This is a genomic window from Virgibacillus sp. SK37, assembly GCF_000725285.1.
Classification (GTDB): Bacteria; Bacillota; Bacilli; order Bacillales; family Amphibacillaceae; genus Virgibacillus_Q.
Genome location: NZ_CP007161.1, coordinates 269,460 through 282,184, shown reverse-complemented (window position 1 = coordinate 282,184; position 12,725 = coordinate 269,460). Strand labels below are relative to the sequence as shown.

Below are 12,725 nucleotides of genomic sequence, written 5' to 3'. Positions count from 1 at the left end.
ATCTCCTCCAGCATATGCAAGTAATTACTTGCATTCATTGTAAATGGGATTCTATTTTCTGTCAATATTTTCTTTACTAGCTCATAATGAAAACTGAACCCATATTGGAAATTGATATACTTTATAACGAGCCACTTTCTTCTTCACTGGAACAAAAGTAGAATCCAGAGAAAAGAAGTAAAAAAACATTTAACCCACCATTGATCAGGGATTGGAGGAATATTGGGCAAAGAAAAAAGACTGAATCAACAGGATCCAGCCTGGATTTGTGTTGATTTTACGATTGAATTAAAATTGGGTACATATCGCTTTCCTGCTCTTATTTCTTCTCTCTTTCTTCCGCTCCGGATACCAACAATAAAACATTGGATACCGACTTTTTAGCATGGGGAAGAGGAATAAGACAGCTACATAAGAGACACTATGACTTTGTTTTTTTAATTATTGCTTCCATTCTTTTTTGTACATTATGGTATTCCTCTTCACGATTATTTTGATAAAAGTTTTTGAGGTTATTGTTAAATTCTTCTAGCTTCCTTTTTAATCCACTTGAATTCTCAAGATTTTTCCTTAATTGGTTTCCAATAGTCATAAAAATCATCTCCTTAACTTATATTCTACTCAATACCTTAAAGAAGTTCGATTGTATTGAATTAGAAAATAATTGGGTCTTTGACATAAATAACAACTGGTATAATTCCCCTATTATTAGCATTTAACTATAACTCTAAATACAATCAAATTTAAAATGGTTTGTTTTTTAAGTAAACTTCCCTTTACTATAATAAATAGCAGAATATCTTCTTAAAGTATTGCACCAGTTTGTTTAATAATTTTTATCCAAAAGCAGAAGCAAATAACTACTTGCCAATAGAAAAAATGCAATTTTAGTTACAATGTAAACTGTAAGCTCTATGGGAGTCAGTTTCCTTTTCCTCTTGGTTTTCTTAAAATGAAAATAATAATAAATTGCACATAGGAGCAACAATATTCCAGATATCTGAAGTATATTTTCTAATAAGCCAATCACAAAAGCCTTCCTCCCCTAAATGGCTGGGTTTTGGTAACAGAAATAACACTCTTGCCTATACCCTTAGTTATACAAGACCGCCATATTATCAATCTTCCTTTTATGCTAATGCACCAGTTAGCACAATATATAAACTACTCTTCTTCCGATTTTTTTAACCGTTTAGCATTTATAAAAAAGGCATTGCCCACTATAAATATTCCTAAGCAAATGTAAGTAAATATCCCAGAATATTCATCATCAAATATAGTTGTATTAACAAGAATTACTATCATCATTAACACAAATGAAGCATATAACCCGTTAATATATTTCATTAGTTAAACCTTCCTTATTAAACCCCTCTGCGTCTTTGAATTGAATAATGGTGCTATTCCTTCTTTTAGAAATGCACCAGATAGTTTAAAATCAAAAATGTTTTATTATAAAAGTTATTATCGCAATAATACATATAATAACGCCACAACCAACAATGATTTTATATCCTTTTTCTTTGTTAAGTAAGGATTCAATTCCCCTTAAAGTGAATACAACACCAACAAGCAGTGTAATTAGAAATGAAATCAAAGGTAAGTCAGTATTCCAGTGGATTAAATTAATGATGGATAAGATGAATGCAGTTAATGCTAAAATCACCTCAACAAATAGAAACGGCTTTTTTCGTTTTTTCCAGATTGAAGACCTTTCATTTTGTTCCCAATTATTATTTAAACCTTTGGACAAGTTACTCCCCCCTTAGTTTAACAATCGCACCAAGTTAGTGTAATAGTAGTTTTACGCCTTATTCTTTTTGAATCGCCGAATAGCATAAGCAAGTATGACTACAATGATTGAAATTATTATGGAATTTCGTGTAATCATAAAGAGAAAATCTGGATAAGAAATTACTACACTTGAGGTCAAACCGCTTACATCAGTTGAGTTATATCCCCTATCCATCAACACAAATAACAATAAAAAAGAAACAATAAATGAATAAATTCCTGTATTCGCTAAAATCTTCTTCATAGTAACCCCTCTCAACTTCAATGTATTCTTATTGAGGTATTCTACCCTTTTAGCTCAATATCTCTATACTCAATGGTAACATAATATTCTATGCATTTTATTGACTTTTCCAGAAGAAAAAGGAAATCAAATTTAATGATCACCTTGTTTAACTCTTGCACCAGTTTGTTGAAGAACAGAAACAAAAATTATTAAGTTTAGTCAACTCTTTCAGCTATGTTGAACATATCAATAGATTCAATTTCAGTTGTTTCCTTATTACGAGAAAAAGCTGGAGGTAACACTTTTAATTTGATATGGGCTTGACCATCAGTTATCTTATCTTCATTATTCTTGAATTTATATATTACTGATACAGTAATCTCAAACCACCTAGGGTCAAGTTGTTCGTGCACTAGCTTTAAATCAACAATCTCCTTATCTCTATAATTCCAGCGAATAAAATTTTCTCCATATTTTTCCCTCAATATTTGCTCAACATCTGGCTTAATTATGTTTAGAATAATATCTTCTGCAGTAGCATAAGACTCTAAAAACTGATCCTCGTTTTCGGCAGGGATTTCATTTGGTTTAAGACTTAAAAATAATAACAAGCAAATGCTGATTAAACTAAACTTTTTCATATAATTCACCTCAACATTAGCTTTTCTAAATAATATTCTACTATACAGCTATTCTACCTCCATAAAAAAATAACGATTGCTGCATATTTAGCAATCGCACCAGTTAGTGGTATAACCTTCTCATGTTTTTAGATAAAACTAAAATCATATAACCTAGAAATCCACCAATTGTATTTAATATAATATCGTCTACATTAAATACACCTAGTTGAGTAATAAATTGCATTGTTTCAATAGTGAAACTAAATAACATTATAATAACTACTGTTGATAATAACCTTATTTGCTTAGCAAATAGGATTGGAAGTAAAATGCCCATTGGGATAAATAATAAAACATTACCAAAAGTGTTATAAAACCAAGTATCAAAATTATAACTTTGGAAATTAAATAGATATGTTCCTATACTAGTTAAAGGTATGTAATTATGTGATATTCCTTTATACGTGTTTCCTATAAATCTGTCTCCGATAAGAATAGTATCATCACTTACAAAGTTCACAAATAACACAACAGAAATATAAACCAAAAACGGGAAGATAACAACCCTTTTTAATTTTAAATTAACAACTAATACCTTCAATAATCACACCCCCTTAATAAAAGAGGATATGTCCAAATAATGTTAATTATTATCAAATAGGAATTACCGTATCGACAACCCCGTTAAGCTAAAGCACCATTTAGTTGAACAACGTAATTTCTAAAAAAGATGCTACCAATTAAAGGCAACATCTTATCTATTTTGTTATTGTTCTAAATGTTTGTATTCTAACACTTCTACATTAAACCCGTGACTGCAACTAATTTTAGGACTATCACAAGACGGGGATACCCTTACCTTAACCAAGTCTTCTGCATATTCAAATGGATTATTGTTGTTGTCAGGAACTTGAACCCTTATAGAAATATCATAAGAATGGTTGTTGTTATAAACTATATTAACAATCCTCTCTTTCCCCCACCCAAAACTAGAATTCTCTTTTCCTCCGTACTCTTTTATTACCCTTTTATCAATTGCTGGAAATATAATATCCCAAATAATATCTTCTGGTGTAACATACCAGTCTTCTGCATAAGGTTTAATTTCCTTTGGCTCTTGGGGGTTAGCATTAACTAAGTAGTTACCTGTGGCAAATATTATTAAAATCGTAAAGAATAAGATCACTTTCTTCAAGATGCTCACTCCTATTACTTTTACAATTAGATTTCGCATCTTAACTTAATTTATCCGCAAACAATAAATACTCGTATTTCTTTACAATTTCTATAACTTGTTTCAAGGCGAACCAAAAGTACTAACAGATCTGCTGGTTAAAAAAGCACAAACTCTTCCTCAACAAACGCACCCTTTACTTTAAGTGTATTACTTCACAAAATCATTCTGTTATTTAAAATTATTTTATGGCTCTTGAAAGCCAACCGTTGCCATAAGAAACACAATGAGATAGAAACCTAATGCTAAGACATTAAGTCCAATTAAACTTATTCTTAAATCACCTTTAATACCGAACCATCCAAGAATTATTCCCAGCACACCAAACACAAAGGGTTAAGAAAAAACTTAATTTTAAAATAAAGGAAAATGATTCGCTCAAAATTGGAATAATAGTCAACGCCGCAAAGACTAGGGATAATTGAGAAAAATACTTTTGTGTTATTTTTGATTTACTCTTAAATATAAAATAGTAACTCACGATTAGAATAGCTAATAAAATAATCCAAACCATTATGACATTCCACCTCTTTCACAAATGTACCAGATAATTGTATAGCAAACTTGCATCTACCTATTAAGTTCATCTAATAATTGTATTATCTCTTGGTTCTGTTTAACTTGAGTTTCACTATTTGATTTAATTTTGTGAATCCAAGTCAACAATAAAACTACCGCAATGGGTAAACCGATATATACAAACAAAAACCAAATAAATGCTAAACCGCCCATTATAATCTCCCCTCTCTGTCTTTCGTCTTCCTTTGAAGAAATGGCTTCACCTCTTATTAAAGATAAGCTACCCGTTTGTTGAAGAAGCACTATATTAACAAAAGTATGCTAAAATTCCATACAATTATTGTAAATGAAAGTATTAACCAAAATGTATTTTTATAAGTATCCTCATTGTTTTTTACCTTTTTCAAAATAGATACAAGGTTGGCACAGAACACAATACTTAAAATTGGTGATAAATAAAATCCAATTACTGTTGCAATTCCTATCATAAAATCCCCCTAAAATAAATAGTTCCTATTCCACAAACCTGCCCGTTATCGTAAGTACATTTATTCACAAACTATTTAATCCCCTTCATTTTACCATATATTCTAAATATTTATATCCTAACTATTTCCTCACCCCTCTTATGTCTATTTCTTCTCGTCTACTATATGTATCTGTAACTCCCTCGGTATTCCCCCAAATCCCCCTCAAACCCTTGCCGTTCTTGACTCCATCCCCTCTTCACTCCCTTATGGCAATGGAACTTAGTTCTTCCCCAAATCATTCGATTTCTACCTCTTTTTCCACTTCTGGATTGTATAGAATATTCGGACATTGTAACTAAGTTCTTCCATAAAAGAGAGAAGAGAATCAGAAGAAATGATAGGAGATGTAACGATTTGAGGATGGTTTTATAGTTAGGAAACATACTGAATAGGGATTGAAAATCCTTCGGATTGATATGGTGAGAAAGGCAACTGGAAAGGGATTGGGTACCATCTGAATCCTTATTGGACAAGGGATTGAGGGTGTCTCGGGAAAAGAAAAAGAACTGGACCCGTATTGGATCCAGCCTGAATTTATATTGATTTTGTATTGGCAAAACCGATTGATTTGTTATTGAAAAACCATCGGAACATTACGTGCTTCCGTTCTTCTCTCCGCCCTCTTTTTTCTACTCCGGATACCAACTTAGTTACAGCAGGGAAAAACAAAGTTACGTGGGGAAGGAGAGAGTTACAGGAAGATACTTAGATGACAAGCATTAAGTGGTTTTCTTTAGTATCTTTTATTATTTTACAATTCTACCGGTTTATGGTAAAAGGCAACTCTATACGAACATATTATTATCGCATAGAGTTGTTTTCATCAAACTTTATTTCAAAGCCACAACAAAATCCTTGCCGTTTGATACCAACTAAGTTCCATAAGGAAAGAACAAAGTTACGTTGGGAGCAAGTGTCCCCAACTAATAATAACGCTACCACTTCCGTTTCTCCCCAAATCCCCCTCAAACCCTTCTCCCCCTAATGCTCACGCCCTTTCCTAACCCTTTTTCACATTTCCTTAAATAATAATAACGTTCCCGATTTTTTCACACTTTTTCATCATTTGTGTAACGATTTTTCACTGAATCCGACATAATAATAACGTGGAATAGATTTTAGGGTTAAGGAGAGGTTTTCCCCGCTTTCTTTCCCACTTTTGCTCATGCTTTTTCTTCTTCTTTTTCGTTGCGAATCCCTGTTGTTTCTTGCTTTCTCATGCTTTTCTTTATGCCTTTTCTCATGCTTTCCTCGCCTTTTTCCCCCTTGCTTTTTCGGACATAAAAAGACCGAAGGTCTGCCTAATTTGGATCAGGAAACCTTCGGTTTGGGAACGTTCTTTTTATTTAAGGAACGATTTTATTATTTAAGAAGCGGTATTATTATTTTGAGACATAGTAGGGAAATGGTCTAAGGTAAACTTTCAATTATATTAGTCACACCCCTAAAATTTACGTATTTACTCAAAAAGTATTTATAATAGACAAAAGCGGTTATTAAATTATTCATTCAATTTAAGGAGGTCTATTTATGGTATCTATATCCCGAAAAAGTCTTTATGAAAAACTTTGGTCTATTGGAACTTCAAAAACATCCAAGGAATTAAATGTCCCATATAATAAACTTAAAAGTGCATGTAATTCCAATGATATTCCTTTGCCCACAGCATCATATTGGAGCAGTTTATACATGGGTAAGAACAAACCTATTCAACCTTTACTCCCTAACCCGACTAATAACCCTGAAATATTTATCGAAGAAATAAAGGTCAAAAACATTGAACCACCCAAAAAGGTATCAGTAAGAAGTGAAAAAAAAGTAGATACAACAACTAACGAAATTACTTCTCCGAATAATGACGTACCAAGACAACTTGCATATTTCTCATACTTCGATAAAAATGAACAATTCCTATTAACTAAGATTTATAATTCTTTAAAAGTCAATAAAACCCTTTCTTCAATGCCACACAAAGAAATTGTTAAATATCGTCAAAAGAAAAATGACAATGCCCTATATTATAAAAGGGCCGAAAAGTTACAAATAAATTCATCATCTGGGGTAATTATCCCTGAAACTCTTCCTTTCATTGACAGCTTATTCAAGGCACTTGAAAAGGCAGATTCAAAAATAAAAATCACATATGATGAAACCCAGGTTTTATACAAAAACTATGTTTTTTCACTGAAATTTAGACTCCCATCAAACAAAGTAATGTTATCTCCTGATGATAAAGAGTATTCATCCTATAATACATATAAATATGTTGCTACTGGAAAATTGAATGTTGAAATTGGATATCGACTTGAATGGCATCAATGGTCTAAGCATGAAAAACTTATTAAACAAAGCAAAAATGACACATTTGATGACTTATTAAGAAAGGTATTTATATATATATTTTCACTCCCTCAAAAAATTGATAAAAAAACAATAGCACATGAAATTGAGGAAGAGAAAAAAAGGCAAGAAGAAGGGCAAAAAGCAATTCTAAAGAAGCAACATGATACGGAGTACGAACTTACAGAGGAATTACTAAAAAGATCAATCCACTATTTCTACTCACAATTAGTAAAAAACTATATTGTCTCTGAATTAGATGAAACTACAAATGAATATGATTGGGCTATGAATAAATCAAATTGGATTAAAGATTCCGATGAATACCCTGATAATATATTAACAACTAAGGATAAAGAAAAATTAATTGATTTCGAGTTTCAAAAGGTTTTTAAGTATGATTGAACGTCAACTTTGTTGTTAAAAAAATTGCTAACGGACACTTTGTTGATCCGTTAGCCTTTTTAAACGCACTACCATTAACTTTTATATCCTTCATAATCAGTATCAATATAGTCATCATCATTTGCATATTCATTATTTCCATCTCTATTTGCCATTGCTTTAGCAACCGCTAATCCAACAAACGCTAACGCACCACCTATTGTTCCAAAAATTTCAGTTCGGAATTATAACGCATACTTCTCTATCAGTCATCATTAATTTGATTGATAAGTAATTCATTTAAGTTTTTGAAAACAATAGCCTTCAAATTTTCTATCCCTAAAAACAGTTCAAAGTCACTATATACCAATGGAATGTCGTTAGGAAGAATGTGACGTTTTTTTACTCTACTGTACGGCCCATCAGTTTCTATTAACAGCCTTTCCAAAGGTACATTGTTTATAATTTCTTTTCCCTTTTTCGATTTCAACATTGAAGGGTTTAAAGACAAATAATAGCCAGCATCAAGTATTTTATGAAGTAAAGTAATGCTACCTGTGTACCAGTGAAAAACAGCATATTTTACTTTATATTCATTTAATATTTTTAAGACATCCATTTCTGCACTTCTGGAATGAATAGACATTATTTTATTACCTTCAACCGCTTTTTGACAAATATAACGAAAGGCTTTGATTTGTTCATCACGATATTTATTAAACCCTTTTGAGAAATCAAGTCCGACTTCTCCTAAGTATTTTGTATCATTAAAAAGCCTATCAAATTCTTTTCGATTAAAAGGCTTTATCTCAACCATTTCAGGATGGTATCCTAAAGCCATTTTCACATACTTGGAACTTGGAAAGGTCTTTCTTGCCTTTCTATAAACCTCTGGAAAGTTTGTAACAAATAGAGCATAAATCTTTTCCCTATCATAATAATCGAAAATTTCTTTATAATTTTTGTAATAATCTATATGCACATGAAAATCAACGTAATTCTGCATGGCGTTCCTTCAATCCCATATAGTCTTTTAAATCGCTGTTATTCTTTTTATCTTCATACTCAATAAGGAGTAATAGTTCTTTTAAAGATTTTCGATATACCTTTTCATATGAATCTATCTCTTCACTTGTTAAGGGCCCTTGCTGTCTGAGAAGTTTTCTAATATACATAGAGTTTTTCTCATGATCTACAAATCTCCTAATCGTATATAAAACTGCTTTTAAATCACTTGCTTTACCATCAATCTTATTGTTTCCTTCTATAAAATTCTTATTTAATGAGTATTTAGGGTTGTAATGATCATCAACAAAACCATTAACAACTAAAGAAGATCTCCTAATTAAGCAAGGATAACAATACCCACAGTTCAATGGTGGGCTAATACCGTCATATCTTGATTGACAAGGGTGAGAACAAGACAACGTTTCTTTATGCATCGCTTTAAAAACTTCATTATCTCGATGTTCAGAGATAATCTCACCTTTTGATTTTGTTGAATAGAAATTTTCTACTTTATTATCTATTCCTAATTGATTAAGTAGCTGATTAACTAATCTTATAAAATATGGATGTGTAGTCCTTGTACTACAACTTCCACTTCTACTTTGTGTCAAAGGAACATTTATTCCAATAAAACCATTCTCTGGTATATATACTGGTGTACCAGTACCAATTATCGAAGCAACCGCAATTGCACCAGTAATAAAAAGAAATGATCTACTTCTACTTGTACTTTCGCCAAATACAATATTTGTTTCAGCATTTGACGGTCTCCTTGGTGAGACATTAAATTGGATAAAATCCATATTTTGATCACAGTATTGATCTTGAATTGACTCAAAAAGAGAAGTTTGTCTTCTTAGTAGCAATGGATACTCTTTAAATCCCACAAATAAGGGAGCCCTTTTATTCTCCATTAGTGTTAAAGCACCACAAAATGAATCCACTCCACCTGAAAACAATGAAACACAATCAAACAAGGAAGGATCTTTGATATTGTATTTTTTATTTACCTTATCGCCTCTAAACCTTTCCACAGTATGATAAAATGAAATGTTCCATGAGTCACCACTCAAGAATGAAAGAGTTTCTTCCAAATCCTCTTTAACTAATTTCCATTTCTCGACTTGTAACACAGGAATATGGAGATTTAGTTCTCTACTCCAACCATCCTTTGCCGACTTTCTTGATATCTTCTTATCTGCTGTAAATACAGCCATTCCAACTAACAATAGATCTTCAACAATCGTTGATAAACTTGTTTTACTGAACATCCTCCATAAGTTCTCTACATCAGTTTTAATATTAGATTTGTTATTCTTGGATGTTAAGTTATATACCATATCCCCGCCAGTTTCCATTGTTTGTTCATTTTTGACAAACCAAATATTACTCATTCTGAACCACTCCACATCTCAAAGATTCCCCATATCTCTTCACACTTATTTTCAAGAAATCGTCTTCCTTCTCTACCCTTCCAATCAATAGTCTTTAAGGCATCTGATTTATAATTATCCGAAACTTCAAGTCTTATAAACTCTTTTATTCTCTCCTGCATTTTTATAGCCTCAGAAACATCCTTACATAAGGAGTTTATTTTCTCTGCAAAGTTTGTAAAGAATGAAACCTCTACATATTTTGTTAAATAATCCATTATAAATACATCAGTTTCTAAGTTTGCAAAGGCTTCTTCGAGTTCATCTTCATTTCTTACGCTACCCATCATCTCTTCCATATACTCTTGCATTGCTTGGTTTGCAATAGATTGTTGGAGAGAGTTTGTACCCTCTGAAAAATAATCTATTAAGCCTTCAAATACAGCTTGAGGGCCTTTGCCTATTAGATGTGATAATCCTACCTGATCAAGAGCATTATTTAAGCCAATACTTCTTACTAAGTTCCCAAAACTTAATGCCTTAGAACCAGATGCTCCTATTGCTGTATTTCCTTCATTTCTTGACCCGTTACTTCCCATTGCCTTAGAAAAATTTGAAATAGCCTTACCAATGGATCTACCGCTATAATTATTTCTATTCATGTTTGAGACAGCCCTCTTAGTGTCAGACCATAAATGTCCTGTGGGTGGTAAATACCCTTTAGAAGTCCCCATGCTTCTCCTCCTATTCTATTAGTTTGGTTTTTCTACTCTTTCCCAAATCCCTACACTTACTATCTCTTCTTTAATAAAATAACTTTTAATTTCTTGATAATGGTCATCATTCACCCTTTTTACGGAGTTAAATGCTAATATCGTTCCAGGACTGAATTCCCCTTTCCTTAGTTTTTTAAATTCCTTGACAAGTTCATCCCTGTAATTAGCAAATTCTTCATATATCAATATCAAGACTTTTATATAAACTTCTCTATTGGTCTGATATTTTGCAATAATTCCTTTTATAATCTTTGTGTGATCCAGGCTTTGATCATTTTTAAATTCCTCAACCTTTTGTTTTCTCAATGATTCCTGTAATTCCTCATTAGTAATGTCATTAACCCATTTTCTTTCGATAGAGGTCAAATTCAGTAAAGATATCCCTTTTTCTTTGATGGATTCTTTTGCTAAATAAAAATATTGTCTCAAGTCTTGTTCATAAAGTTTTAATGGTTCTACCTTTAACCATTGTTGAACAATTGGTTTAAACCATAAACTGTTATACTTTTTCTTAACAACATCATTTTTAGTTTCATCCTCAGCTTCTTCAATTGAAAGTTTTTCTATTTCTTCTAATTCCTTTGGATACCCCTCATTTTTAACATGCCACGTATATAATTCTCGGAAGAGTTCTATATGCGTGTACTCCAAAACCATCAACTTCGCAAGAATTCTTAGATCAAGATTAAGATTTTGAATTTCTGATAATCTTTTTCTGATATAGAATGAATTTAAGAAACGCTTAGCCTGACGTGGATTTCCCTTTAATGTAGATGATATAATATCTCCTACGCTTCCAAAGACATCTAATTGTAATTCAAAGTCTTGCTTACTGAATCCTTTCTTAAATATTTCTTCTATGTTATTAGTATTAAAATCTATGATTGAATTAATTTCCTCTTGATTTATTATTTCACCTTTGACAAATACTTTGCGTTCTCTTAATCCCAACAATAATCTATCTAAGTGTTCCTCATTCAGGAACATTTCACATACTAAGAGCAATAAGTAGTTTTTAACATCAATATCTGATAACTCTGGTATCCTAATTGGCATCTGTACAATTTTTTCAATATAGTCTTTTGATATATCAAGTGTTGCATCGTCAATCTTGGGATACTTTCTTTGCACAGCATAACTAACAACATCTTCATCTATTGCAATGATAAAGGTTGTCTTCTTTACAGCTAAAAACAACTTTATTGCTTCCAGTGTGTCAATAATACGTTCAGGACTACACCGATCTAAGTCATCAATAATGATGATAAGATTCTCTAAATTGGAATCATTCATCATCTTTTCAAATTCCGCTCGAAACAGCCTAATATTTTGTACCACGTTTTCTTCACCAGATTGCTCTTTCAGAAATTCTTTCGCCTTCATCAATCCTGCCAATGTTTCCTCAACCTGTTTTTCATCTTTTGGAACAAATGATTTTAACCCATCAATTAGAAGTGGAAGTGGATTTCCAAGAGTGGCACTTATTAGGTAAGGAGCACCCTTTTTAACTGCATAGCCCCCCAGCCTAAACCAATCCACTCTATCTCTGAGTTTTTTAAGTGAACCCCCAACTTTTTTCTTTATATCTTCGTTTTCTTCTAATTTTCTTAGAATAACCTCCATTAAAGCCGTCTTTGCATCGTCATAACCTTCAAACATCCAAGCATTTACAAAAACACACTCTAATTCGGGATTTCCTTCTCTTGTAATCTTATCTTCTATTAAATTTAGTACAGTTGACTTTCCACTACCCCAATTACCAAATAGCCCTATGGTCAGTGGATTCACCCTCTCACTTAATGCAATGTCATGTAGTAATTCTGCATAAGGTTCATATGACAACATATCAATCTTCGATGCATTATCTGCCCACATTTAAAATCCCTCCATATCCTCAAAAACAATCCATATTTATACA

General features: G+C 32.0%; 14 protein-coding genes. 1 reads left to right on the top strand and 13 read right to left on the bottom strand.

Translation table 11 applies throughout. The annotated features are described in order from the left end of the window. Positions 1 to 421: 421 nt before the first annotated feature. The 9 genes from X953_RS19680 to X953_RS19675 all read right to left on the bottom strand — a co-directional run bounded on the left by X953_RS19680 (position 422) and on the right by X953_RS19675 (position 5,895). Entirely contained in the window at positions 422 to 592 is a 171-nt protein-coding gene (locus tag X953_RS19680) for a hypothetical protein (RefSeq protein WP_156958428.1), read from the bottom strand. Between the two features lie 572 nt (positions 593 to 1,164). After that, a complete protein-coding gene (locus X953_RS20155; RefSeq protein ID WP_040954064.1) occupies positions 1,165 to 1,347 on the bottom strand; it encodes a hypothetical protein in 183 nt (60 codons plus the stop codon). 91 nt (positions 1,348 to 1,438) lie between these two features. Further along, positions 1,439 to 1,753, bottom strand: a complete 315-nt coding sequence (locus tag X953_RS01515; RefSeq protein WP_040954063.1) for a hypothetical protein — start codon at positions 1,751 to 1,753, stop codon at positions 1,439 to 1,441. 51 nt (positions 1,754 to 1,804) lie between these two features. Next, positions 1,805 to 2,038 carry a hypothetical protein gene (locus X953_RS01510; RefSeq protein ID WP_040954062.1) on the bottom strand — a complete coding sequence of 78 codons (234 nt, stop codon included), beginning with the start codon at positions 2,036 to 2,038 and terminating at the stop codon, positions 1,805 to 1,807. Positions 2,039 to 2,235: 197 nt separating this feature from the next. Next, positions 2,236 to 2,661 carry a hypothetical protein gene (locus tag X953_RS01505; protein ID WP_040954061.1) on the bottom strand — a complete coding sequence of 142 codons (426 nt, stop codon included), beginning with the start codon at positions 2,659 to 2,661 and terminating at the stop codon, positions 2,236 to 2,238. Positions 2,662 to 2,764: 103 nt separating this feature from the next. Then, entirely contained in the window at positions 2,765 to 3,244 is a 480-nt protein-coding gene (locus X953_RS01500; protein ID WP_052350009.1) for a VanZ family protein, read from the bottom strand. 165 nt (positions 3,245 to 3,409) lie between these two features. Continuing rightward, positions 3,410 to 3,829, bottom strand: coding sequence for a hypothetical protein (locus X953_RS01495; protein WP_084715751.1), 420 nt, complete (start codon positions 3,827 to 3,829; stop codon positions 3,410 to 3,412). A 618-nt stretch (positions 3,830 to 4,447) separates the two neighbouring features. Then, positions 4,448 to 4,609 carry a hypothetical protein gene (locus X953_RS19975; protein ID WP_198023303.1) on the bottom strand — a complete coding sequence of 54 codons (162 nt, stop codon included), beginning with the start codon at positions 4,607 to 4,609 and terminating at the stop codon, positions 4,448 to 4,450. Between the two features lie 1,118 nt (positions 4,610 to 5,727). Next, positions 5,728 to 5,895 carry a hypothetical protein gene (locus X953_RS19675; protein ID WP_156958427.1) on the bottom strand — a complete coding sequence of 56 codons (168 nt, stop codon included), beginning with the start codon at positions 5,893 to 5,895 and terminating at the stop codon, positions 5,728 to 5,730. Positions 5,896 to 6,456: 561 nt separating this feature from the next. On the opposite strand from X953_RS19675, the gene X953_RS01480 reads away from it, so the two are divergent. Beyond that, a complete protein-coding gene (locus X953_RS01480) occupies positions 6,457 to 7,671 on the top strand; it encodes a hypothetical protein (protein WP_052350008.1) in 1,215 nt (404 codons plus the stop codon). Positions 7,672 to 7,915: 244 nt separating this feature from the next. Here the strand turns inward: X953_RS01480 and X953_RS01470 are convergent, their stop codons facing one another. From X953_RS01470 to X953_RS01455, 4 genes are read right to left on the bottom strand one after another with little or no spacing between them, the layout of a single operon-like run. Continuing rightward, positions 7,916 to 8,656: a TatD family hydrolase gene (locus X953_RS01470; RefSeq protein WP_040954056.1), complete on the bottom strand. Its 741-nt coding sequence runs from the start codon at positions 8,654 to 8,656 to the stop codon at positions 7,916 to 7,918. Continuing rightward, positions 8,640 to 10,052, bottom strand: a complete 1,413-nt coding sequence (gene qatC / locus X953_RS01465; protein ID WP_040954055.1) for a Qat anti-phage system QueC-like protein QatC — start codon at positions 10,050 to 10,052, stop codon at positions 8,640 to 8,642. Before qatC ends, X953_RS01470 begins: the two co-directional genes overlap by 17 nt. Continuing rightward, on the bottom strand, positions 10,049 to 10,765 hold the full coding sequence (locus X953_RS01460) for a hypothetical protein (RefSeq protein WP_040954054.1): 717 nt from the start codon (positions 10,763 to 10,765) through the stop codon (positions 10,049 to 10,051). Before X953_RS01460 ends, qatC begins: the two co-directional genes overlap by 4 nt. An 18-nt stretch (positions 10,766 to 10,783) precedes the next feature. Beyond that, positions 10,784 to 12,682 carry a P-loop NTPase fold protein gene (locus tag X953_RS01455; RefSeq protein ID WP_040954053.1) on the bottom strand — a complete coding sequence of 633 codons (1,899 nt, stop codon included), beginning with the start codon at positions 12,680 to 12,682 and terminating at the stop codon, positions 10,784 to 10,786. Positions 12,683 to 12,725 lie beyond the last annotated feature (43 nt).